At 71.7% G+C, this 23,132-nt stretch carries 18 protein-coding genes and 1 pseudogene; 14 read left to right on the top strand and 5 right to left on the bottom strand.

Annotation, left to right across the window (positions count from 1 at the left end; genetic code table 11):
• Position 1 precedes the first annotated feature (1 nt).
• The 5 genes and pseudogenes from cbiQ to ACYSUO_RS34885 all read left to right on the top strand — a co-directional run bounded on the left by cbiQ (position 2) and on the right by ACYSUO_RS34885 (position 3,952).
• Complete coding sequence (cbiQ, locus tag ACYSUO_RS34905) at positions 2-763, top strand: cobalt ECF transporter T component CbiQ (protein WP_461780224.1); 762 nt, start codon at positions 2-4, stop codon at positions 761-763.
• Positions 751-1,536 (top strand): energy-coupling factor ABC transporter ATP-binding protein, encoded by a 786-nt coding sequence (locus ACYSUO_RS34900; RefSeq protein WP_461780223.1) that lies wholly within the window; start codon positions 751-753, stop codon positions 1,534-1,536. Before cbiQ ends, ACYSUO_RS34900 begins: the two co-directional genes overlap by 13 nt.
• A 59-nt stretch (positions 1,537-1,595) precedes the next feature.
• Positions 1,596-2,767, top strand: a pseudogene (locus ACYSUO_RS34895) (serine hydrolase domain-containing protein).
• A gap of 9 nt (positions 2,768-2,776) precedes the next feature.
• Entirely contained in the window at positions 2,777-3,550 is a 774-nt protein-coding gene (locus ACYSUO_RS34890) for an SDR family NAD(P)-dependent oxidoreductase (RefSeq protein WP_461780222.1), read from the top strand.
• A gap of 27 nt (positions 3,551-3,577) precedes the next feature.
• Positions 3,578-3,952: a VOC family protein gene (locus tag ACYSUO_RS34885; RefSeq protein ID WP_461780221.1), complete on the top strand. Its 375-nt coding sequence runs from the start codon at positions 3,578-3,580 to the stop codon at positions 3,950-3,952.
• Between the two features lie 37 nt (positions 3,953-3,989).
• Here ACYSUO_RS34885 and ACYSUO_RS34880 read toward each other — a convergent pair whose 3' ends face one another.
• The 5 genes from ACYSUO_RS34880 to ACYSUO_RS34860 form a co-directional block, all read right to left on the bottom strand.
• Positions 3,990-4,841 (bottom strand): EamA family transporter, encoded by an 852-nt coding sequence (locus ACYSUO_RS34880; protein ID WP_461780220.1) that lies wholly within the window; start codon positions 4,839-4,841, stop codon positions 3,990-3,992.
• On the bottom strand, positions 4,838-5,338 hold the full coding sequence (locus tag ACYSUO_RS34875) for a YbaK/EbsC family protein (protein ID WP_461780219.1): 501 nt from the start codon (positions 5,336-5,338) through the stop codon (positions 4,838-4,840). The genes ACYSUO_RS34880 and ACYSUO_RS34875 overlap by 4 nt, the downstream gene beginning before the upstream one ends.
• Before the next feature lie 55 nt (positions 5,339-5,393).
• Positions 5,394-7,079, bottom strand: coding sequence for a penicillin-binding transpeptidase domain-containing protein (locus ACYSUO_RS34870; RefSeq protein WP_461780218.1), 1,686 nt, complete (start codon positions 7,077-7,079; stop codon positions 5,394-5,396).
• A gap of 232 nt (positions 7,080-7,311) precedes the next feature.
• Positions 7,312-8,943: a penicillin-binding transpeptidase domain-containing protein gene (locus tag ACYSUO_RS34865; RefSeq protein WP_461780217.1), complete on the bottom strand. Its 1,632-nt coding sequence runs from the start codon at positions 8,941-8,943 to the stop codon at positions 7,312-7,314.
• Between the two features lie 126 nt (positions 8,944-9,069).
• Complete coding sequence (locus ACYSUO_RS34860; RefSeq protein WP_461780216.1) at positions 9,070-10,833, bottom strand: dolichyl-phosphate-mannose--protein mannosyltransferase; 1,764 nt, start codon at positions 10,831-10,833, stop codon at positions 9,070-9,072.
• 63 nt (positions 10,834-10,896) lie between these two features.
• Between ACYSUO_RS34860 and rsmI the strand changes: the two genes are divergently transcribed.
• From rsmI to ACYSUO_RS34815, 9 genes are all read left to right on the top strand, one after another.
• The gene (gene rsmI / locus ACYSUO_RS34855; protein ID WP_461780215.1) at positions 10,897-11,781 is read left to right on the top strand and encodes a 16S rRNA (cytidine(1402)-2'-O)-methyltransferase; all 885 of its coding nucleotides are present in this window, start codon (positions 10,897-10,899) and stop codon (positions 11,779-11,781) included.
• Between the two features lie 198 nt (positions 11,782-11,979).
• Positions 11,980-12,420, top strand: coding sequence for a hypothetical protein (locus ACYSUO_RS34850; protein WP_461780214.1), 441 nt, complete (start codon positions 11,980-11,982; stop codon positions 12,418-12,420).
• A gap of 24 nt (positions 12,421-12,444) precedes the next feature.
• A complete protein-coding gene (locus ACYSUO_RS34845) occupies positions 12,445-13,323 on the top strand; it encodes a TatD family hydrolase (RefSeq protein ID WP_461780213.1) in 879 nt (292 codons plus the stop codon).
• Positions 13,324-13,485: 162 nt separating this feature from the next.
• Positions 13,486-14,772, top strand: coding sequence for a ubiquitin-like domain-containing protein (locus tag ACYSUO_RS34840; RefSeq protein WP_461780212.1), 1,287 nt, complete (start codon positions 13,486-13,488; stop codon positions 14,770-14,772).
• Positions 14,773-14,976: 204 nt separating this feature from the next.
• A complete protein-coding gene (gene rsmA / locus ACYSUO_RS34835; RefSeq protein WP_461780211.1) occupies positions 14,977-15,843 on the top strand; it encodes a 16S rRNA (adenine(1518)-N(6)/adenine(1519)-N(6))-dimethyltransferase RsmA in 867 nt (288 codons plus the stop codon).
• Positions 15,840-16,742, top strand: coding sequence for a 4-(cytidine 5'-diphospho)-2-C-methyl-D-erythritol kinase (locus ACYSUO_RS34830; RefSeq protein WP_461780210.1), 903 nt, complete (start codon positions 15,840-15,842; stop codon positions 16,740-16,742). The genes rsmA and ACYSUO_RS34830 overlap by 4 nt, the downstream gene beginning before the upstream one ends.
• A 1,523-nt stretch (positions 16,743-18,265) precedes the next feature.
• The gene (locus ACYSUO_RS34825; RefSeq protein WP_461780209.1) at positions 18,266-20,074 is read left to right on the top strand and encodes an ABC-F family ATP-binding cassette domain-containing protein; all 1,809 of its coding nucleotides are present in this window, start codon (positions 18,266-18,268) and stop codon (positions 20,072-20,074) included.
• A gap of 213 nt (positions 20,075-20,287) precedes the next feature.
• Positions 20,288-21,895 carry an outer membrane protein assembly factor BamB family protein gene (locus ACYSUO_RS34820; protein WP_461780208.1) on the top strand — a complete coding sequence of 536 codons (1,608 nt, stop codon included), beginning with the start codon at positions 20,288-20,290 and terminating at the stop codon, positions 21,893-21,895.
• Positions 21,896-22,144: 249 nt separating this feature from the next.
• Positions 22,145-22,834 (top strand): helix-turn-helix transcriptional regulator, encoded by a 690-nt coding sequence (locus ACYSUO_RS34815; protein ID WP_266711072.1) that lies wholly within the window; start codon positions 22,145-22,147, stop codon positions 22,832-22,834.
• The last annotated feature ends 298 nt before the right edge of the window (positions 22,835-23,132 follow it).

The raw sequence follows: 23,132 nt of genomic DNA, 5'->3' as shown, positions 1-23,132 counted from the left end.
CATGGGCGCCGGTCACGCCCACCAGCTCTACCGCGCCGGGGCCTCGCCCGTGCACGCGCTGCCTCCGCACACCAAGCTCGCGGCCGTCTTCTGCTTCGTCCTCGTCGTCGTCTCCACCCCGCGCGAGGCGATCTGGGCCTTCGGCCTGTACGCGGTGCTGCTCGCGGCGGTGGCGGCGACAGCGCGGGTCCCGGCGGGCTTCCTGCTGAAGCGGCTGCTCATCGAGGTCCCCTTCGTCGCCTTCGCCGTCCTCATGCCGTTCGTGGCGGAGGGCGAGCGGGTCCAGGTCCTCGGGATGTCGCTGAGCGAGAGCGGGCTGTGGGGCGCGTGGAACGTGCTCGCCAAGGGCACGCTCGGCGTCGCCGCCGCGGTCCTGCTCGCCTCGACCACCGAACTGCGCGAACTGATCCTCGGCCTGCAACGCCTCAAGCTGCCGCCGCTGCTGGTCCAGATCGCCTCGTTCATGATCCGCTACGGCGACGTCATCACCGACGAGATGCGCCGCATGAAGATCGCCCGGGAGTCGCGCGGCTTCGAGGCCAAGGGCGTACGGCACTGGGGCGTCCTCGCCAAGTCGGCGGGCGCCCTGTTCATCCGCTCCTACGAGCGCGGGGAGCGGGTGCACCTCGCCATGGTCAGCCGTGGCTACGCGGGGGCGATGCCGGTGATCGACGACCTGGCGGCGACCCGGACCCAGTGGTCGTACGCGCTGACCCTGCCGGGTGCGGCGCTCGTGGTGTGCCTGATGGGATGGACGCTGTGACTACTTCTGCTTCTTCCTCCGCGCTGGCTTCCCTGGAGGTCTCCGGGCTCGCCTTCGCCTACCCCGACGGGCACCAGGCCCTCTTCGGCGTGGACCTGCGCATCGGCAAGGGCGAGCGGGTCGCGCTCCTCGGGCCGAACGGCGCGGGCAAGACGACCCTCGTCCTGCACCTCAACGGCATCCTGACGGGTGGCGCGGGCACGGTGACGGTGGCCGGGCTGCCGGTCTCCGCGAAGAACATGGCGGAGATCCGCCGCAAGGTCGGCATCGTCTTCCAGGACCCGGACGATCAGCTGTTCATGCCGACGGTCCGCGAGGACGTCGCGTTCGGCCCGGCAGCCGCTGGCATGAAGGGCCCGGAGCTGGAGGCGCGGGTCCGCAAGGCGCTCGCGCTGGTCGGCATGGAGGAGTTCGCGGACCGGCCCCCGCACCACCTCTCCTTCGGCCAGCGCCGCCGCGTGGCGGTGGCCACGGTCCTCGCGATGGAACCCGAGATCCTGGTCCTCGACGAACCGTCCTCCAACCTCGACCCGGCCTCGCGCCGCGAACTCGCCGACATCCTGCGCTCGTTGGACGTGACGGTCCTGATGGTCACGCACGACCTGCCGTACGCCATGGAGCTCTGCCCCCGCGCGGTGATCCTCAGCGGCGGCGCGATCGCGGCGGACGGGGCGACCGGTGACCTGCTCGTCGACGAGGACCTGATGGCGGCGCACCGCCTGGAGCTCCCCTTCGGCTTCGATCCGAGGTCGGTGGCGGGGCGGACGGCGTGACCTCGGCCACGTGAGCGGCCCGCGGAAATCAACGGCTGCCGCGACCTGTTGCACCCTCCGTGGACACAGCAGTGAACGGTACGGTCGCCCCCGGATTCGAAGGTGTGCGCACCGCCTTCGGTGAGAATTTCACGGCTCGCGGAGAGCGCGGCGCCGCGCTCGTCGTGTACCGGGACGGGCGCAGGATCATCGACCTGTACGCGGGCACGCGGGACGTCGACGGGGACGCGCCTTGGGAGCCGGGCACGGCCCAGATCCTCCGCTCCGGCACCAAGGGAATCGCCGCAGCGGCCCTCCTCCTGCTCCACCAGCGCGGCGAACTCGACCTCGACGCGCCCGTCGGCTCGTACTGGCCCGAGTTCAAGGCGCACGGCAAGGAGGACGCGCTGGTCCGACACGTCCTCGCCCACCGCGCCGGCGTCCCCGCCCTCGACCGCCCGCTCACCCCTGCCGAGGCCGCGGACCAGGACCTCGCCGCGGCGGCCGTCGCGGACCAGGCCCCGTCTGGCGGCCCGGCACGGACCACGGCTATCACGCGCAGACGTACAGCTGGCTCACGGCGGAACTGGTGCGGCGGGTCACGGGCCGGTCGATCGGCGAGTACGTCGCGGAACAGATCGCCGCCCCGGTCGGCGCCGACGTCTGGATCGGCCTCCCGGACGGCGAGGCCCACCGCGTCGGCCGCGTCGGCCCGGTCGAGCCCCCGGCCTCCACCGGCGGTCTGCGCTCCCGCCCCAAGCGGGCCATCGTCGAGGCGTACGACAACCCGGACTCGCTCACCCGCCGCGCCTTCGGCACGATCACCCCGGCCGCGGACGAGAACGCCCCGGCCTACCGCGCGGCCCAGCTCCCCGGCTCGAACGGCATCGGCACGGCGGAGGGCCTGGCCCGCTTCTACGCGTCGCTGATCGGCGAAGTGGAGGGCGGGGCGCGCCTGTTCACCCCGGAGACGGCCCAACTCGCCCGCACCGAAGCCTCATCGGGCCCCGACCGCGTCCTGATCTCACCGTCCCGCTTCGGCCTCGGCCACATGCTGCACGGCGTGGCCTCGCCGCTCCTCTCCCCGAACTCCTTCGGCCACCCGGGCCGCGGCGGCGCCCTCGGCTTCGCCGACCCGGAGTCGGGCATCGCGTTCGGATACGTCACGAACGGCATGCAGAAGGGAGTCACGGCGGACCCGCGGGCCCAGGCCTTGGTGAAGTCCGTGCGGGAGGCGCTGAACGCGGGTTAGCGTCCGCGTATGAAGCGCTTCGAGGGGTACGTGGCACTGATCACCGCGGCCGGGAGCGGCATCGGTGCCGCCACCGCGCACCGGCTGGCCGGGGAGGGCGCGAGCGTCCTCGTCACCGACATCGACGAGGCGGCGGCCGGGAAGGTCGCCGCCTCGGTCCGTGAACAGGGCGGTACGGCAAGGGAGTTCGCCTGCGACGTGGGCGACAAGGCCGCCGTGGAGGCCGCGGTCGCGTACGCCGTCGAGACCTTCGGCCGGCTCGACGTCCTCGTCAGCAACGCCTGCGCCTGCCACCCCGACGCACCGCTCTTCGAGGACGAGGACGACGAGGAGTGGGCCACCGACCTCGACATCACGCTCACCGGCGCCTACCGGTGCGCCCGCGCCGCGCTCCCGCACCTCGTCGCCTCCGGACGCGGCGCCATCGTCAACATCGGCTCCGTCAACGGCATCCAGGACTTCGGCAACCACGCGTACAGCGCCGCGAAGGCGGGACTCGCGTCGCTGACCCGCACGTTGGCCGGCCACGCGGGACCGCGCGGCGTCCGCGTCAATCTGATCGCACCCGGCACGGTCCGCACCGCGGCCTGGGCGGGCCGCGACGAACAGCTCGACGCGATGCGGAAGTTGTACCCGCTGGGGAGGGTGGGCGAGCCGGAAGACATCGCGGCGGCGGTCGCTTTCCTCGCGTCGAGCGACGCGGAGTGGGTGACCGGGGTGGTGCTCCCGGTCGACGGCGGGACGACCGCGGTCAGCAGCGGCTTCAAAATCATGCGCGATTGAGCCCAACTCCGGCTTAGGGTCACGCCCATGAGTTCACTGGTGCGCCACATCACATTCGACTGTGCCGACCCCTACGCCCTGGCGACGTTCTGGACCGGCGTCCTGGACGGCAAGCTCTCCGAGGAGGACTTTCCGGGCGACCCGGAGGCCCTCGTGCACAGCGCGAACGCGACGCTGCTGTTCATCCGCGTCGACGAGGGCAAGACCGTCAAGAACCGGGTGCACCTGGACCTGCAGCCGCAGGACCGTACCCGCGACGAGGAGGTCGACCGTATCCTCGCCCTGGGCGCCACGCTCCACGAAGACCACCGCCGGCCCGACGGCAGGGGCTGGGTGACCCTGCACGACCCCGAGGGCAACGAGCTGTGCGTGGAGCGAGAAGCCGGCGCCCGTACCGCTTGACGCCCCGGGGCGGAGCCCCCGAAGCCACGGGTCACCCTCACCCGGCGTGCAGCATCAGCCCGATCCCCGCCACCACCACACCCGCCGCCAACAGCCTTGGCGCGCCGAAGCGTTCCTTGAAGAAGAGCGCGCCGATCGCCGCCCCCACGATGATCGACGACTCCCGGAGCGCCGAGATCGGGGCGAGGTCGGCCCGCGTCTGGGCCCAGAGGACCAGGCCGTAGGCGAGGACCGAGAGCGCCGCGCCCAGCAGGCCCCGCCACGCGAACGGCCGCAACCGCTGCACCAGTTCACCGCGCCAGCGGTACGCCGCGTACACCGGGACCGCGATGCCCTCCAGCACCATCAGCCACGCGATGTAGCCGAGCGAGGAGCCGGACGCGCGTACGCCCAGGCCGTCCACCACCGTGTACGACGCGATCGCCACACCCGTGGCCAGCGCGGCGCCCAGCGCCCGCCAGTCCGGCCCCCGCCCCGATCCCCGTAGACCCCACAGCGCCAGGCCGGTCAGGCCCGCGCTGGACACCGCGACGCCCGCCGCCTGCCAGCCGCCCGGCACCTCGTTCGCGAAGACCGCCGCGAGCACCGTCACCACGAGCGGCGCCGTGCCGCGCGCGATCGGGTAGGCCTGACCGAAGTCGCCCAGTTTGAAGGAGGTCATCAACAACGCGTAGTAGGCGACGTGCAGGAGGGCCGACGCCACCAGGTAGGGCCATGCGGCCGCCGCCGGGAGCGGTGCGAAGGCCGCCAGCACCAGGCCGATCAGCGTCCCGCCGCCCGATATCAGCGTGAAGCCGACCAGTTTGTCCGTGATGTGGTGGGCGAGGGCGTTCCACGAGGCGTGGGTGACCGCGGCGAGCAGGACCGCCGCCGCGACCAGCGGAGTCATGCGCGCACGTCCACGAGCGCGGCACCCGCGTGCGCGATCAGCTCCTTGGGCTCCATGGGGAAGACGGCGTACGGGCTGCCGGCCGCCGCCCACACCGTGTCGTGCGTGAGGAGGGAGCGGTCGGCGAGGACCCGCGTCTTGTTCGCGTGGCCGAAGGGCGGGACGCCGCCGATCGCGTAGCCGGTGAACTCCCGGACGACGTCGGCCTTGGCGCGGGTGACCTTCTCCGCGCCCAGTTCGTCGCGGACGAGGTCGAGGTCGACGCGGGACGCGCCGTCCATCAGGACGAGGACCGGCACCCTGTCCGCCGCGAAGATCAACGACTTGCAGATCTGGCTCAGTTCACAGCCGATCGCCTCCGCCGCCTCCTGCGCGGTGCGGGTCGCCTCGGGGAAGCGCCGCACCCGCGGCAGGAGATCGGTGAGGCCCATCGCGGTGACGGCCTCGGCGAAACGGGGGTGTGCGGCCGTGCCGTTGCTGCTTTCTGCTGTCGTCATGCCCCGCACGCTAGCTCTGCGTGTACGGGGCACGCGACCCCGTATCGGTCCCCGGTCAGCCGCCCGCGAGCAGCATCTTGCGGACCACGGGACCCGCCGAGTCGCCGCCGTGCCCGCCCTGCTGCACCACGGCCGCCGCCGCGAGGTCCCCGCGCCAGGCCGTGAACCAGCCGTTGGGGTCCTTCTGCCCGTCGACCTCCGCCGAACCGGTCTTCGCGCCCATGTCGGCGCCGAGCCCGGACATCGGCTTCACGGCCGTGCCGGCGATCGCCGTGTAGTGCATCAACTCCCGCAGCTTCGAGGCCGTCGAGGCGGAGATCGGCTTCGACGCCTTCGCCAGCGTCCGGTCGTCGAAGTCGGGGGAGACCAGGTACGGCTGGTGGAAGGCGCCCGCCTTCACGGTCGCCGCCACCGACGCCATGTTCAGCGGGTTCATCCGGACCCCGCCCTGCCCGATCAGCGAGGCCGCCATCTGCGCCTGCGACATCACCGGCACGGCGCCGTCGAAGCTCGGCACCCCGATCGACCAGTTGTTCATGCCGAGGCCGAAGACCGACTGCGCCTGCTTGGTCAGCGAGTCGTTGTCGAGCTTCGGGGCCTGGCTGATGAAGGCCGTGTTGCAGGACGCGGCGAAGCTCGCCTTGAACGTGCCGTCCTTGATCTGGAACTTGTCGTCGTTCTGGAACTTCCAGTGCCCGTACGTGAAGTACTTCGGGCACGGGTGCTTCTTGTCGACGTCGGTGATGTTCTTGTCCAACAGCATCGACGCCGTGATGACCTTCATCGTGGAGCCGGGCGCGAGCGAGCCCTGGAACGCGGTGTTGAAGCCCGGGTTGGAGTTCGCCACCGCCAGGATCTCGCCGGTCGACGGCTTCACGAGCACGACCGAGGCCTTCTTGCGCGACTTCACCTGGGCCTCGGCGGTGGCCTGGAGCGCCGGGTCGAGCGTGGTCTTCACGGTGCCCGGCGTGCCCTTGGAGAGCGTGAGCAGCGTCTTGTCGGGCAGGGCGTTCTTGTCCGACTTCCCGCCGGACTCCTTGCGTACGACGCGCAGTTCGACGCCCGCGGTGCCGCCCGCCTTCTTCCCGTACTTCTCGCGCAGCCCGTCGACGATGGTGCCGATCGAGGGGTACTTCTTCGCGTCCAGCTCGGTGCCGTCCCGGTCGACGGCCTTGACCGGCGGGTCGCCCGCCTCGCCGGTCTCCAGGTGGTCGCCGTCCTTCAGGTCCGGGTGCACGACGGAGGGCTGCCAGTCGACGAGGACCTTGCCGTCGCTCTTGCGGCGCTCGGCGGTCAACTCGGAGTCGTACGCGAGCGGCTTGGTCAATTCCTTGTACTTGACCGTGGACGTGACGTGGAAGGGGACCTCGGCGCCCTTGCGGGTGCCGGGAGCGAGCTTCAGGCCGGTGAGGTGGGCGTCCTTGGTGAGGCCTGCGAGCGCCTTCTTCGCGGCCGCCGCGTCGTTCGTGTACGCGGCCGCCTTCGCGGTGTCGCCCTGCTGCCAGGCGGTGAGGAAACCGTCGGCGACGGCCCGTACCTCCTTGGCGGTCGGCGGGCCCTTCGGGATCTCGGGCTTGCCGTCGTCCGCCGAGGCCGAGGTGCTGCCCGCCTGATCGCCGCTCCCGATCAGCGCGTACGCGCCGACGCCTGCCCCGATGACGGCGACGGCGGCGACGCCACCGATCACCAGGGCGTTCGTGTTGCGCCGCGTCTCACCGCGACGCCTGCCTCTGCTGCCCACCTGAGTCCTCCGGAGATCTACGGGTGGCCCAGGGTACGGGGTGGTCCTGAGCGCACTTTCCGTAGGACAGAACGACGTGGTAGCGCCTGGCGATGCGTGGATTCACCGCCAGGCGCAGGGAGTCGTAGGGGATCTACGCTCCGGCCCGTAGTCCGGACGTACGGATCCATGACCCGGCCCGTGGTCGTGGCATACGGATCCATGACCCTGCCCGTGGTCGTGGCATACGGATCTATGACCCGGCCCGCAGCACCGCCGCGACGACCGGGCCCGCCGCGTCTCCGCCGTGCCCGCCGCGCGGCACCGTCGCGGCGGCCGCCACGTCGCCGCTGTAGCCCGTGAACCAGGAGTTGGCGTTGCCCTGGCCGTCGACCTCCGCGGAGCCGGTCTTCGCGCCCTTGTCGCCGGGCACGCCCGCCATGGCCGCGGCGGCGGTGCCGTTGGTCGCGGTCAGCCGCATCATCTGCCGCAGCTGGTCGGAGGTTCCGGGCTTCAGCCCCTTCGCCGTGGCGAGCGGGTGGTCGTCGACCTTGCGGGAGACGAGGACCGGCTGGCGGAACGTGCCGGTGATGGCGGTCGCCGTGACCGACGCCATGTTCAACGGGTTCATCTTGACCCGGCCCTGGCCGATCATCGCGGCGGCGTCGTCGGAGTCGCCCGGCAGCTCCACCGAGCCGTCGCGCGAGACGATCCCCGTCTTCCAGTCCTTGCCGAGGCCGAACCGGTCCTCCGCCTCCGCGGCGAACTTCGCCGGGCCCAGGTCGTCGGAGAGCTTGATGAAGGCGGTGTTGCAGGAGCGGGCGAAGCTGTCGGCCAGCGTCGCCTTCTCGTTGGGCCGCATGCCCTTGAGGTTGTGGAAGGTCTGGCTGAGCGCGACCGCCGAATCGGGGCAGGGCGCCGAGCCGTTCGCCGAGGTCACACCGTTGTCGATCAGCGCCGCCGCGGTCAGGATCTTCATCACGGAGCCGGGCGCGGTGCCGCCCTGGAACGCCGCGTTGAACTCGCCCGGCGCCTGGTTGGCGACCGCGAGCACCTCACCGGTGGACGGCTTGACCGCCACCACCGACGACTCCTGGTACTTCTTCACCGCCTGCTCGGCGGCCGCCTGCGCGGTGGCACTGATCGTCGTACGCAGCTTGCCGGGCTTGCCCTTGGCGAGCGTGAGGAGCGTCTTCGCGGCGCTCGTCTCCCCGCCCTCGTCGGTCCGCTCCACGTACGTCTCGATACCGGGCGAACCCCCGGCGGAATCCCCGTACTTGGCGCGCAGCTGGTCCAGGACCGGGCCGAGCGACGGGTACGCGTCCTTCGTCAGCACGGTGCCGTTGCGGTCCACGGCCTCGATCGGGGGCGCGGGCGCCTCACCGGTGACGAGCGTGTCGCCCTTCTTCATCGCCGGGTGCACCACGGCCGGCGACCAGTCGACGAGCGCCCGCCCGGTGGTCTGCCCGCGCACGACCGTGAGCGAGGAGTCGTACGACAGCGTCTTCGTCTTCTTGCCGTACGCGACGGTGGCCTTGACGTGGAAGGCGACCTTCGCGCCGTCCGCCTTCGTCGGCGTCAGCTCGGTGCGCGTGACGTGCGCCTTGTCGTGCCAGTCCTCGATGACGCGCATCGCGTTGTCGGCGTAGTCCGTGAGCCGCGCCGCGGCCGCCGCGTCGTTCTTCTCCCACGCCGCCAGGAACTGCTCCGAGGTCTCCTTCACCTCGTCGCCGCTCGGCGGCCCCGACTTGTACTCCGACCCCTGCGACGACACGGTGTTCCCGCCCGTGACCGCCGTGACGAGGTTGTACGCCCCGTAGCCCGCGCCGCCCACCATCACGGTGCACACTCCGCCGACGATGGCGATCTTGACCCCCTTGCGCATGAAGCGCTCCCCTCCCCAGGTTTACGAGAGGGACTGTAAGCACGAGGAGTGCCTCAGGGGGCGCGGGTTCTTCAGATGATGTCCGAAGGTGTCCGGATTGAGATCACAAAGGTGACCGAAAGCGGGTCACACCCACGTGTCCAGCCACATCCGTGAACGCCAGGAGTCGACCGGGATCGCGTCGCCCGTGTAGATGGGCCAGAAGTAGATGAAGTTCCATGCGATCAGCAGCACCAGGGCGCCCGCGGCCGTCGCGCCGATCACCCGCCGTCGTTCCTGGGAGCCCGGTTTGCCGATGATCGCGCCGAGCATCATCGCCAGGGCCAGACAGAGGAACGGGGCGAAGACGACCGCGTAGAAGTAGAAGATCGTCCGCTCCTGGTAGTTGAACCAGGGGAGGTAGCCCGCCGCGATGCCGCACAGGATCGCGCCCGCCCGCCAGTCGCGGCGGAAGAACCAGCGCCACAGCACGAACAGGAGCGCGAAGCACGCCGCCCACCACAGCAGCGGCGTGCCGAGGGCGAGGACCTCGCGGGCGCACTTCTCGGTGGCGTCGGCGGGGCAGCCCTGCGCGCCCGGCTTCGGCGACTCGTAGAAGTACGAGACCGGGCGGCCGTCGACCATCCAGCTCCACGGGTTCGACTGGTAGGTGTGCGGTGAGCTGAGCGTGGTGTTGAAGTTCCACACCTCGTGCTCGTAGTGCCACAGGCTGCGCACCCAGTCCGGCAGCCAGGTGAAGCTGCCGCCCTTGCCGTCGGTCGCCGCCCAGTTGCGGAAGTAGCCGCCGCTGCCGTCGCTGGGGGAGAGGATCCAGCCGAGCCAGGACAGCACGTACGTGGCGATGGCCACCGGGACGGTCGAGACGAAGGCGGGCACGACGTCCCGCTTCAGGACCGCCCGGTACGGGCGCTCGGCGCCCGCCACCCGCCGCGAACCCACGTCCCACAGCACCGACATGAGGGCGAACGCGGCCAGGAAGATGAAGCCGTTCCACTTCGTGGCGGCGCCGAGCCCGAGGCAGAGGCCCGCGAGCAGCCGCCACGGCCGCCAGCCCAGGCGCAGTGTCTGTGCGATCTCCGCGTCGGGGTGCGGCAGCCCGTGCTCGTCCACCGGCAGCGCGGCGGCCAACTGCCCGCGCGTGCGCTCCCGGTCGAGCACCAGGCAGCAGAACGCCGCCACCACGAAGAAGACCAGGATCGAGTCGAGCAGCGCGGTGCGGCTCATCACGTACGAGAGCCCGTCGACGGCGAGCAGCGCGCCCGCCAGACAGCCGAGGAACGTGGAGCGGAAGATGCGCCGCCCGATCCGGCAGACCATGAGCACGCACAGCGTGCCGAGGACCGCCGTCATGAACCGCCAGCCGAACGGGTCGAACCCGAACATCCACTCGCCGATACCGATGACGTACTTGCCCACCGGTGGATGCACGACGTACGAGGCGTCGTGCGGGATCGGTACGTTTCCGCCCGTGGCCAGGATCTTGTCGTTGGCGTCCTTGGGCCAGTTCACCTCGAAGCCGCGGTGGATGAGCGCCCACGCGTCCTTCGCGTAGTACGTCTCGTCGAATATCACGGCCTTCGGGCTGCCCAGGTTCCAGAACCTGGCGAGGCCGGCGACGAGCGTGACGAGTAGCGGCCCGACCCAGCCGACGATCCGCTCCGCCTGCGCGGCGGAGAACCGGCTCAGCCCGAAGGACGCCCACAGGCGGCCCCCGAGCGGCGGGAACGGCGGCACCAGGCGCGTGCCCACGTCCCCGCCTCTGGCCTGCGCCCGGTATCCGAACCTGCGCAGCCCGCGCAGCCACGACGACTGCTGCGGCTCCACGCCTGCGGCCTGCTCGGTCGGTGCGCTGGTCGGAGTCGCCCCGGACGACGACGCGGTACTGGTCACGCGCGCCATCGTAGGGAACACGACTGTGCGAGTGCTGTTCCCTGTGCCTGCGAGACTGGAAACGTGACTGGAACCGCAGAATCCCCCGAGTCCGCCGGAACCCTCGTGCTCGCGGGCACGCCGATCGGCGATGTGGCGGACGCACCGCCGCGGCTGGCCGAGGAGCTGGCCACCGCCGATGTCGTCGCCGCCGAGGACACCCGGCGCATGAAGCGGCTCACGCAGGCGCTCGGGGTGCAGGTCGGCGGGCGTGTCGTGTCGTACTTCGAGGGCAACGAGAGCGCCCGTACGCCGGAGCTCGTCGAGGCGCTCGCCGGCGGGGCGAGGGTGCTGCTCGTCACGGACGCGGGGATGCCGTCCGTGTCCGACCCCGGGTACCGGCTCGTCGCCGCGGCCGTCGAGCGGGACATCCGGGTCACGGCGGTTCCCGGCCCCTCCGCCGTGCTCACCGCACTCGCGCTGTCCGGGCTCCCCGTCGACCGCTTCTGCTTCGAGGGCTTCCTGCCGCGCAAGGCGGGCGAGCGGCTCTCCCGGCTCAAGGAGGTCGCCGAGGAGCGCCGCACCCTCGTCTACTTCGAGGCCCCCCACCGCCTCGACGACACCCTCGCCGCGATGGCCGAGGCCTTCGGCGAGGACCGCCGCGCCGCCGTGTGCCGCGAGCTCACCAAGACGTACGAGGAGGTCAAGCGCGGCCCCCTGAAGGAGCTCGCCGAGTGGGCCGCCGAGGGCGTACGCGGCGAGATCACCGTCGTCGTCGAGGGTGCGCCGGAGAAGTCCGCCGACGACCTCACCCCCGATGAGCTGGTGCGCAGGGTGCGGGTGCGCGAGGAGGCGGGGGAGCGCCGCAAGGAGGCGATCGCCGCCGTGGCCGCCGACGCCGGGCTGCCCAAGCGGGAGGTCTTCGATGCCGTCGTGGCGGCAAAGAATGCGGCTCGGACCGCCCCATAAGTGCGTAAAGGACTAACCTGAAAAGCAAAGCGAAGACCGCGCGTCGGGGCCGTTTCGGCAGGGAAAGGCCAAATCGGATCCAATAGTCGACAGGCCTTTTGCGCTCGGCCCAGCGGAGGCGTCCACTGGTTGAAGGGGACGCACCCGTCCCCACGCTGCCGCAGGGCAGCGTTTGTCCAGCGGGCAAGAGGAGCTGGCATGAGCGAGTTCGCAGTCTCCAAGACAGCCATTGGTGCGCAGACGCCCCCGGTCCCGAATCGCAGCGCGGCGACATCCATCGTCCACGAGTCGTATTCGTTCGCCTGCATGCGGTGCGGGCACGGCTGGGAGCAGTCCTACGAGATCGAGCACCACGTCGACGGGGAGGGTGCGGAGTTCGTGATGTACGTGGTCGGGGGCGAGCGGGTGCCGTCGCCGCTGACCAGGCCCACGTGTGTGAACTGCGAGGGCCATGTCGTACGCATCATGCGCGCCGGCCGGGTCTCCTCGGCCCATGACGCGCTGCAGCACCACCGCACCCCGCAGGCAGGCCCGGTGGAAGTGCCGGAACCGGACGCGGCGGAGCGCGAGGGGCACCACCACTGGCACCTGTCGGACCTGCTGCACCCCTTCAGCCACCACCACAAGCGGGACGAGTGACACCGGCTTCGTAGGATCGGGGGCATGAGCCCCAGCACCAAGGACGTCACCCCGCCGCCGCTGCCCGCGCCCCTGGAGGTCGAGGTCGCCGACTCCCACACCCACCTGGACATGCAGGAGGGCACCGTGGAGGAGGGCCTCGCCAAGGCGGCGTCGGTGGGTGTGACCACGGTCGTCCAGGTGGGCTGCGACCTCGCGGGCTCGCGGTGGGCGGCCTCCGTGGCCGAGGAGCACGCGCGCGTGCACGCGACCGTCGCCCTGCACCCCAACGAGGCGCCGCGCATCGTGCACGGCGACCCCGACGGCTGGTCCCGGCAGGGGGCGCGTGAGCCGCTGGGCGACGCCGGGCTCGACGAGGCCCTCGCCGAGATCGACCGACTCGCCGCCCTCCCGCACGTGAAGGGCGTCGGCGAGACCGGCCTCGACTACTTCCGTACGGGCCCCGAGGGCAAGGCCGCGCAGGAGCGCTCCTTCCGCGCCCACATCGAGATCGCCAAGCGCCACGGCAAGGCCCTGGTCATCCACGACCGTGAGGCCCACGCCGATGTGCTACGCGTCCTGAAGGAAGAAGGGGCGCCCGAGCGCACCGTCTTCCACTGCTACTCCGGCGACGCGGACATGGCCCAAATCTGCGCGGAGAACGGCTACTTCATGTCGTTCGCGGGAAACGTGACGTTCAAGAACGCGCAGCCGCTGCGCGACGCGCTCGCGGTGGCCCCGCAGGAGTTGGTCCTGGTCGAGACCGACGCACCCTTCCTCACGCCCGCCCCGTACCGCGGTCGGCCTAATGCCCCGTATCTCATTCCGGTCACGCTGCGCGCCATGGCCGGGGTCAAGGGCGTCACGGAGGAAGCCCTCGCGACGTCGGTCTCCGCCAACACCGCGCGTGCCTTCGATTACTGAGCGATAACGGTCACGGGCGCTCGCGTCCGCTCACCTTCGGGCAAAGTAGCCACGCAGAGTAGTTGCGGTGCTTTGGAGAGTGACAGGTGCTCCGCTAGGTTCTGCTGGCCCGATCCGCCCCTCACCGGGGACCGGAACCTGTGAGTGGCCTGGAGCGTCGTCGTGAGCATTACGCCGCAGGAGACGTACGAGCGGCATGAGCCGTACGAACCGTATGAGCGGAACGAGACGTACGGAGCGTACGAGGCGCACGAGGCCTACGAGGAGGAGACCCAGGTCCCCGCCTCTGCCTCCGCCTCCGCGCCGACCGTCGGGCGGGCCGCCGCGCGGCGTGCCGCGCGCCGCAAGAAGGTGGCGCAGCGGCCCGAGTCGCTGCGCAGGCTGTTGCCGCAGGCGCTGGTCGTCGCGTTCCTCGCGGGCGGCACGTCCGCCTTCGTCGTCGACGACAAGGCGATCCACCTCAGCGTCGACGGCAAGGAGCGCACCCTGCACACCTTCGCCGACGACGTCACCGAACTCCTCGCCGACGAGGGCGTGGACGTCGGTGACCACGACGTCGTGGCGCCCGGCGAGGGGGCCGCGCTGGCCAGTGGGGACGAGGTCGCGGTCCGGTACGGGCGTCCCGTCCGGCTCACCCTCGACGGGCAGCGGCGCGAGGTGTGGACGACGGAGCGGACCGTGCACGGGGCGCTCAGACAGCTCGGGGTGCGGGCGGAGGGCGCGTACGTCTCGGCCTCGCGCTCCCAGCGCATCGCCCGCCACGGACTGGACCTCGACGTACGCACGGAGCGCAGCGTCACGATCATGGCCGACGGCAACCGCCGCACCATCCGCACGAACGCGGCGACCGTGGGCGAGGCCGTCGAGGACGCGGGCGTCACGCTGCGCGGGCAGGACACCACGTCGGTGCCGCAGAGCAGCTTCCCGCGCGACGGGCAGGTGATCACGGTGATGCGGGTGACGGGGGAGAAGGAGGTCCGCGAGGAACCGATCCCCTACGCGACGGAGCGCACGGAGGACGCCTCGCAGTTCCAGGGCACGGAGATCGTCACGCGGGCCGGCGAGCCGGGCTTGAGGCGGGTCACGTACTCGGTGCGGACCGTGAACGGGGTCCGGGGGAAGCCGCGGCGTGTGCGGCAGGAGGTCGTGCGGGAGCCGCGTACGCAGCAGATCAGGGTGGGTACGAAGCCGATGCCGACGTCGGTGGCCGGGGCGGACTCCCTCAACTGGTCCGGCCTCGCCGCGTGCGAGTCGGGGGGCCGGCCGGGGGCCACGGACGCGACCGGCACCTACGGGGGCCTCTACCAGTTCGACACGCAGACGTGGCACAGCCTCGGCGGCTCGGGCCGCCCCCAGGACGCGCCTGCGGCGGAACAGACGTACCGGGCGAAGAAGCTGTACGTCAGCCGGGGCGCGTCCCCGTGGCCCCATTGCGGCGCGCGCCTCTAGGGCACAACCAGCCCCGCCGGCGTTTGAGCCCGATCAAGCCCCGCCGGCGTTTGAGGCGCGGGGTCCGGGGCGGAGCCCCGTGGCGTTACGACCGGCGCCGGTATCGCGGTCCTGGGCCGCTGCCCCGGCCCCCGCGAGTCCCGTCCCGGAGAGGCTTGATCGACCGGCACCGGCCGGAGGCCCTGGCCCGGCTACCCTTGAACGGTGAGCACCAGTGACCCCCAGGGCCCCCTCCTCGGCGCCGCGGACATCCGCGAACTCGCCGCGGCGCTGAACGTCCGGCCGACCAAGCAACGCGGCCAGAACTTCGTGATCGACGCCAACACCGTCCGCCGCATCGTCCGCACCGCGGAAGTGACCGAGGACGACGCCGTCGTGGAGGTCGGACCCGGCCTCGGCTCGCTCACCCTCGCCCTCCTCGAAGCGGCCCGCCACGTCACGGCCGTGGAGATCGACGACGTACTGGCCGCGGCCCTGCCCGCCACCATCGCGGCCCGCCTCCCGGCCAAGAAGGACTCCTTCGACCTGGTCAACATCGACGCGATGCAGGTCACCGAGCTTCCCGGCCCGGCGCCCACCGCCCTCGTCGCGAACCTCCCGTACAACGTCGCGGTCCCCGTCCTGCTCCACATGCTGGAGAACTTCCCGACCATCGAGCGGACCCTCGTGATGGTGCAGGCCGAGGTCGCCGACCGGCTCGCCGCCGGGCCCGGCTCCCGCGTCTACGGCGTCCCGTCCGTGAAGGCCAACTGGTACGCGGAGGTCAAGCGCGCCGGCAGTATCGGCCGCAACGTCTTCTGGCCCGCCCCGAACGTCGACTCCGGCCTCGTCTCCCTCGTGCGCCGCACCGAGCCGATCCCCACCACCGCGTCCCGGCAGGAGGTGTTCGCGGTGGTCGACGCCGCGTTCGCCCAGCGCCGCAAGACGCTGCGCGCGGCGCTCGCCGGGTGGGCGGGTTCGGCGCAGGCCGCCGAGGAGGCCCTCGTCGCGGCGGGCGTCTCCCCGCAGGCGCGCGGCGAGGCGCTCACCGTCCACGAGTTCGCCCGCATCGCGGAGGCCAAGCAGCAGTGACATCGGATACGTCGGTGACCGTACGCGTACCCGCCAAGGTCAACGTCCAGCTCGCGGTCGGCGGCGCCCGCCCCGACGGCTTCCACGACCTGGCGAACGTGTTCCTGGCCGTGGGCCTCTACGACGAGGTGACGGTGTCGGAGGCGGACACGTTCGAACTCACCTGCACGGGACCCGGCTCCGACCAGGTCCCCCTGGACCGTACGAACCTGGCGGCACGCGCCGCGTACGCCCTGGCCGAGCGTCACGGCCTCGGTGAACCCTCCATCCGTATCCACATCGCCAAGGACATCCCGGTCGCCGGCGGCATGGCGGGCGGGTCCGCGGACGCGGCGGGCGCGCTCGTCGCCTGCGACGCGCTCTGGGGTACGAACGCCTCGCGCGAGGAACTCCTCGACATCTGCGCCGAGTTGGGCAGCGACGTGCCGTTCAGCCTGGTCGGTGGTGCGGCGCTCGGTACGGGGCGGGGCGAGAAGCTCGAACTCCTCGACGTGGGTGGGGAGTTCTGGTGGGTGTTCGCGGCGGCGGACGGCGGCCTGTCCACGCCGGCGGTCTACCGCGAGTTCGACCGCCTCAGCCCCGACGCTCCCGACCCCGTCGCCGCGCCGGCCCTTCTGGAGGCGCTGGGCACCGGCGACGTCGAGGCGCTCGCGGCCACGGTCACCAACGACCTCCAGCCCGCGGCGCTCTCCCTCTTCCCGTCCCTGAAGGACACGCTTGACGCCGGTACGTCGGCGGGGGCGCTGGCCGCGCTGGTCTCCGGATCGGGCCCGACGACGGCGTTCCTGGCGGCGGACGAGGCTTCAGCGCGCGCGGTTGCGGCAGCACTGACCGCCACGGGGTTGTGCCGCACGGCCCGCGTGGCCCCTTCCCCGGCCCCGGGCGCGACACTCCTCTGACCCGGGGTCCCTGTTGCCCGGCACGGGGATCTGACCGTGCCGTGGTCGGCGCCTGCGGTGCTGTTCGCGGCACCGGTCCTTTCCCCGGCTGCGCCGGTGCGCCCGCTCATGTCCCACCCTCCCGCCCCCTCCGGGGGCGTCGGCCGCCCGGGGCCCGGGCGCTGCTCCGCCGAGGTCGGCGCCTGTGGTCATCTGCGCAAGGCACCGGGCCCAGAGCTTTGCCCGGTCGGCGAACACGGCCATCGGTGCGCGACACCGGGGTCCCGAGCTGTGCCGGGGCCGACGCCCACGGTCACCGATCCGCGACACAGGGGCCCAGGGCCGTGCCGGAGTCGGCGCCTGCGGACACCGGTCCGCAGCACCGGACCCCAGAACTGTGCTGGGCCCGACGCCCGCGATGCTGAATGCGCGGTACCGGAGCCGAGAACTACGCCGGGGTCGACGCCTGCGGTGCTGGTTCGCGGTACCGGTCCCTTGTCCGGCTGTGCCGGTGCCCGGTCATCTCCCTCCCGCCCGCCCCCTCCGGGGGCTTCGGCCTGCCCGGGGGCCGGGTTGCTGTGCCGGGGCGGGGCCCGTCGTGATGGGTGCGCGGCGCCGGGGTGCCGCCTTGCCCACCCTGCCGCCCAAGGCGGCAGATTGCCCAAGGCGGGGCGGCGCCGACCGCGACGGGTGGGGAGCCGTGGTGGGCGTTACCCAAGGCGGGGGCGGTGTCGGCCGTCAGGGTGGGGAGTCGTGGTGGCGGCGGATTGCTCAAGGCGCGTGCGGCCGACCGCAACGGGTGGGGGACCGGGCGGCAGATTGCCCGAGGCGCGTGCAGTTGACCGCAGCGGGTGGGGAGCCGCGGTCGGCGGAAGTCGCCCAAGGCGGTGGCGGCGTCGGACGCAATGGGTGGGATCCGTGGCTGCCGCCGGATTACCCAGGCGGGGCGCGCCTCGCCGTCCCGGGTGGCGAGCCGCGGCCGCCGGATCGGCCAAGGCGGTGGCGGCATCCCGTGCTGCCTACGCCCCCGGAGGGGGCGGGTGGGTGGGAGATGGGCGGGTGCCGGGCGATTGCCTGCGGCGGGGCAATTCGAGCACCGTGGCGGGTGGGCGATTCAAGCCCCGCTCTGGGACGAGACTCGCGAGGTCCGGGGCGGAGCCCCGAGGCCGTAACGCAGGTTCGGCGAAACCAGCCCCGCCGGCGCTTGAGGCGCAGGATCCGGGGCGGAGCCCCGATCTTTGATCCCGTCGGAGCTTGAGGCGCGGGGTCCGGGGCGGAGCCCCGTGGCGTGGGACCGGCCGGGTCCGGGCGGAGCCCTGTGGTGTGGGCAACCACCCGAGACCCGGGGTGCAGCCCCGAACTCCCAGCACGGGGCCCGGGGCAGCACCCCGCGACCACCACCCCGGTGCCCCGCGACCGGCGCCCCGGCCCCCCGGCCCCCCCCGGACCGCCCCCGGCAGCCCGCGCCGCAAAGGCACTCCCGCACCCCCACTACGCTTGAAGACCGGCCCACCCCCGTGGCCCACCCCCCGGAGCGGAGCGAAATGGCAGTCAATCTGGTCAACGTCGAGAACGTCTCGAAGGTCTACGGCACCCGTGCCCTCCTCGACGGCGTCTCCCTCGGCGTACAGGAAGGCGACCGGATCGGCGTCGTGGGACGCAACGGAGACGGCAAGACCACCCTCATCCGGATGCTCGCCAAGCTGGAGGAGGCCGACACCGGCCGCGTCACCCACAGTGGCGGCCTGCACCTGGGCGTGCTCACCCAGCACGACTCGCTCGACCCGAAGGCCACCGTCCGGCACGAGGTCATCGGTGACATGGCCGACCACGAGTGGGCGGGCAGCGCCAAGATCCGTGACGTACTGACGGGGCTGTTCGGCGGGCTCGACCTGCCGGGCTTCCCGCAGGGGCTCGACACCGTCATCGGCCCGCTGTCCGGCGGCGAGCGGCGCCGTATCGCGCTCGCCAAGCTGCTCATCGCCGAGCAGGACCTGATCGTCCTCGACGAGCCGACGAACCACCTCGACGTCGAGGGCATCGCCTGGCTCGCCCAGCATCTCCGCAACCGCCGCTCGGCGCTCGTCTGCGTCACCCACGACCGCTGGTTCCTCGACCAGGTCTGCACCCGCATGTGGGACGTGCAGAAGGGCGACGTGTACGAGTACGAGGGCGGGTACAGCGACTACGTCTTCGCGCGCGCCGAGCGTGAGCGCATCGCCGCGACCGAGGAGGCCAAGCGGCAGAACCTGGTCCGCAAGGAGCTGGCCTGGCTGCGCCGCGGCGCCCCCGCCCGCACCTCGAAGCCGCGCTTCCGCGTCGAGGCGGCCAACGAGCTGATCGCGGACGTCCCGGAGCCGCGCGACAAGAGCGAGCTGATGAAGTTCGCGAACGCCCGGCTGGGCAAGACCGTCTTCGACGTCGAGGACGTCACCATCCAGGCCGGTCCGAAGGTGCTGCTCAAGCACCTGACCTGGCAGCTCGGCCCCGGCGACCGCGTCGGCCTGGTCGGTGTGAACGGCGCGGGCAAGACGTCCCTGCTGCGTGCCCTCGACGAGGCCGCCCGCAGCCAGGGCGACGTACAGCCGGCCGCCGGGAAGATTGCCGTGGGCAAGACCGTACGGCTCGCGTACCTGTCGCAGGACGTGACCGAACTGCCCTCCACGCTGCGGGTGTTGGAGGCCGTCCAGCAGGTCCGTGACCGCGTCGACCTCGGCAAGGGCCGTGAGATGACCGCGGGCCAGCTGTGCGAGCAGTTCGGCTTCGCGAAGGACAAGCAGTGGACGCCGGTCGGTGACCTGTCGGGTGGTGAGCGCCGCCGCCTCCAGATCCTGCGCCTCCTGATGGACGAGCCGAACGTCCTCTTCCTCGACGAGCCGACGAACGACCTCGACATCGAGACCCTCACCCAGCTCGAGGACCTGCTCGACGGGTGGCCGGGCTCGATGGTCGTGATCTCCCACGACCGGTTCTTCCTGGAGCGCACCACCGACAACACGTACGCCCTGCTCGGTGACGCCACCCTGCGGATGCTGCCGCGCGGCGTCGACGAGTACCTGGAGCGCAGGCAGCGGATGATCGAGGCCGCGTCCCCCGCCCCCGCGGTTGCCCCGGCCGCGGCCGAGAAGGCGGGGCCCTCCGCAGCCGATACGCGCGCCGCGAAGAAGGAACTCCAGAAGATCGAGCGGCAGATGGACAAGATCTCCGAGAAGGAGACCAAGCTGCACACGCAGATCGCCGACAACGCCACCGACTTCGGGAAGGTCGCGAAGCTGGACGCGGAGCTGCGTGATCTGGTCGCGCAGCGCGAGGAGTTGGAGATGCGCTGGCTGGAGCTCGCCGAGGACGCGTGAGCCGGACAGGTCCCAGGCACACCGCGGGCCGGTCCTCCCCTGGGTACGGGGACGGATCGGCCCGCTGCCTGTCGCCCGCTGCCTGTCGGTCGCGAGTGACAGACGCGAGTGACAGACGCGAGTGATAGAAAAGGGCCGCCGGGACGAGAACGTCCGATCCGGCCCACGGCGACTGGCCTTGCCGCAACTCAACGTCCCCGAGGTACCCAGGTCATGACCCAGCCACCCCCACCCCGCCCGCCGAACGAACCCCCGTCCCCACAGGGCGAATTCGGCTCCCCACCGCCCATGCCGCCGTACACCAGCCCCGGTTACGGCACCCTGCGCACACCGCTCCCGCCCGCGAGGCGACAGTCGTACGAGCAGTCCCAGTACGGCCACCCGCAGCCGCCCACCCGTAAAAAGGTGCCGCCGATCGCGCTCGTCATCGGCGCCGCGGTCGTGGCCCTCGCGCTCATCGTCGGCGGCGGCTTCCTCTACGCCACGAGGTCGGGCGACGACCCCGGCGTGGGCGCCACGGGCTCCGGCGACAAGGACGGCGACGGCTTCGGCGGATCCGCGGCGGAGCGGGCCCCGGCCGACCCGTCGGCGAGGGTGACGCTGCGGCTGCCCGCGCCGAAGGTGGCGGAGCGGCAGGTGGACAGCGTCCAGGGCTCCTGGCTGACCGACAAGACGTACGCCAAGGCGGGCGTGAACCAGCTCGTCGGGTACGACGCCGCGAGCGGCAGGAAGACCTGGACGCTCCCGCTGTCGGGGCAGACGTGCGCGGGGACGGACACCGTCACCGACGACGCGCTCGCGGCCGTGGTCAGCGAGGCGGGCAAGCGGCCCAAGAACGGCGACCACAAGCCGTGCAGCCAGATCACGGTCTTCGACGTCAACACGGGGCACAAGCTCTGGACGCAGAGCCTCGGCCAGGGCTCGAACCGGCGGATCTTCGAGGAGCTCTCCCTCTCGGGCAACACGCTCGCGGTGGGCGGCGGTCTCGACGGCGGCGCCGCCTTCGACATCAAGTCGGGCGCCATCCGGTGGCAGCCCGACACCGGCGAGTGCCAGGACCTCGGCTACCACGGCGGCGCCCAGCTCGTGACGGTCCGCAAATGCGGCACCTACGGCGACCACGCGACGTACGACGTCCAGCTCCTGGACCCCGTGACGGGCCAGCCCAGGTGGTCCTACAAACTCGCCAAGGGCCTTGCCGACGTAAAGGTCCTGTCCACCAAGCCGGTCGTCTTCGGCGTGGGAAGGGGCGCGAACTCGGCGGGAACCATCACCGACGTCTTCGCCCTGGACAGCCGTGGAAGGCTCGCCAGCAGGATCTCCATCGATCCCAAGAAGTACGACTTCGCCTGCGAGGTCGGAAAGACCGAGGGCTGCGCGAAGATCGCCGTCGGCAACGGTCGGATCTATCTCGCGACCCGGCCGCACGAGACCGACGGCGGCCCGGGGCCGGCCGACGAGATCGTGTCGTACTCCCTGGAGACCGGCAAACGCACGGGCGACCGCATCACGGGAGGCGACCACCACGACATCTTCCCGGTGCGCATGGACGGCGGAAACCTCCTGGCGTTCAAGACGGGGGCCGCCGACAAGGGGAGCCAGATCGTGACGATCGACCCCCGGACCATGAAGCAGTCGACCCTGGTGGAAACGCCGGCCACGCCCGCCGTCCGGAACATGATCAGTGGGATGGCGCCAGGCCGCTCGAATTCCGAACTCCACTATTCCGAGGGAAGATTGTTTCTCGGTCAGCCACTGATCGGCGAGCCCTACGCGGACGACGGAAAGCGGTACACGGCGGTCGGTTTCGGTACCGACTGAAAGAGGTCGCGAAGTCGCCCCGGGTGAAAGCTTGTTGGCGCTGGCTTTGCGTTCCTGTACTCCCAAACATCCCTCAATGCACTGGATTTCAGCATTGAGGGCCGCTTCTGGCCGGTAGGGGGCGCGCATCCTCGAACAAGCGTGTAGCTTCCGGGGGATGAAGGAGGACGGGGAGTCGGGGGGCTCGCCTGTCCTTGGGGGGCCCGGGGGTTCGCGGGGACACCCGGGGTGGATTGGGGGGTTGGCCCGATGGGAGTGCGGCTGATGGTGGTCGACGACCACCGATTGCTGGCCGAGGCGTTGGCCTCGGCCCTGAAGCTGCGCGGGCACCGGGTGCTCGCGGCGGCCGCGCCCGCGGCCGGTGCGGCGGATCTGGTCATCTCGCGGGCGCCGGAGGTCTGCCTGCTGGGCACGGCGACCCCCGCGGAGCCCGGCACCTTCGACCCGGTGATCCGTATCAAGCGCGAGCGCCCGCAGGTGGCGGTGGTCGTTCTCGGCCCCGTCCCCTCACCGAGAGGCATCGCGTCGGCCTTCGCGGCCGGCGCCTCCGGCTACGTACGGCACGACGAGCGCATAGAGGGTGTCGAGCGCGCCCTGATGAAGGCCCGGGCGGGGGAGGCCGCGGTGGCCCCCGCCCTGCTCCAGGGCGCGTTCGCGGAGCTGCTCAACCCGGCGGCCCAACCGGACGACGAGGGGCAGCGGTTGCTCCAGATGCTCACGCCGCGCGAGGTCGAGGTCCTGGTGCGGGTCGCGGACGGCGAGGACACCCGGCTGATCGCGGCGGGCATGGGCATCGCCCCGTCCACGGCCCGTACGCACGTCCAGCGCGTCCTGATGAAGCTGGGCGTGGGCTCCCGCCTGGAGGCGGCGGCACTCGCGGCCCGCACGGGCCTGCTGGACCGGGCGGGCCCGGTGGGCTCGCCAGAACCCGAGTCCTGAGCTACAGTTGATCTTGTTGGTCGCCGCAACTCGCGGCGGGTGACCGTGCGTTGGTGGTCCAAGGAAAGACGCCCCGCTTCCTGCGGGGAAATGCAGGTGCAAGGCCTGCCCGGCGCTCCATCTGGTTCAAGGCCCGTTCCGCTTCGGCGGAACGGGCCTTGTGCGTTGCTGGAGCGACCGACTGTGACGTCCGACAAAGGGTTTCCCGGTGTCGGACGTCACAGTCCGGTGGCGCGACACGGGCGCCTCCGCCACCGCCCGTTCTTCCGCCGTCGGCGGCTCCGGGGGGGGCAGCGTC

It is taken from the genome of Streptomyces sp. UC4497 (assembly GCF_054871485.1).
This window is presented reverse-complemented; position numbering and strand designations above follow the sequence as displayed.

What these genes read in the sequence shown, in the direction of transcription:
- cbiQ (WP_461780224.1), top strand. Translation starts at nt 2, where the DNA reads ATGGGCGCCGGTCACGCCCACCAGCTCTACCGCGCCGGGGCCTCGCCC.
- ACYSUO_RS34900 (WP_461780223.1), top strand. Translation starts at nt 751, where the DNA reads ATGGACGCTGTGACTACTTCTGCTTCTTCCTCCGCGCTGGCTTCCCTG.
- ACYSUO_RS34890 (WP_461780222.1), top strand. Translation starts at nt 2,777, where the DNA reads ATGAAGCGCTTCGAGGGGTACGTGGCACTGATCACCGCGGCCGGGAGC.
- ACYSUO_RS34885 (WP_461780221.1), top strand. Translation starts at nt 3,578, where the DNA reads ATGAGTTCACTGGTGCGCCACATCACATTCGACTGTGCCGACCCCTAC.
- ACYSUO_RS34880 (WP_461780220.1), bottom strand. Translation starts at nt 4,841, where the DNA reads ATGACTCCGCTGGTCGCGGCGGCGGTCCTGCTCGCCGCGGTCACCCAC.
- ACYSUO_RS34875 (WP_461780219.1), bottom strand. Translation starts at nt 5,338, where the DNA reads ATGACGACAGCAGAAAGCAGCAACGGCACGGCCGCACACCCCCGTTTC.
- ACYSUO_RS34865 (WP_461780217.1), bottom strand. Translation starts at nt 8,943, where the DNA reads ATGCGCAAGGGGGTCAAGATCGCCATCGTCGGCGGAGTGTGCACCGTG.
- ACYSUO_RS34850 (WP_461780214.1), top strand. Translation starts at nt 11,980, where the DNA reads ATGAGCGAGTTCGCAGTCTCCAAGACAGCCATTGGTGCGCAGACGCCC.
- ACYSUO_RS34845 (WP_461780213.1), top strand. Translation starts at nt 12,445, where the DNA reads ATGAGCCCCAGCACCAAGGACGTCACCCCGCCGCCGCTGCCCGCGCCC.
- ACYSUO_RS34825 (WP_461780209.1), top strand. Translation starts at nt 18,266, where the DNA reads ATGGCAGTCAATCTGGTCAACGTCGAGAACGTCTCGAAGGTCTACGGC.
- ACYSUO_RS34820 (WP_461780208.1), top strand. Translation starts at nt 20,288, where the DNA reads ATGACCCAGCCACCCCCACCCCGCCCGCCGAACGAACCCCCGTCCCCA.
- ACYSUO_RS34815 (WP_266711072.1), top strand. Translation starts at nt 22,145, where the DNA reads ATGGGAGTGCGGCTGATGGTGGTCGACGACCACCGATTGCTGGCCGAG.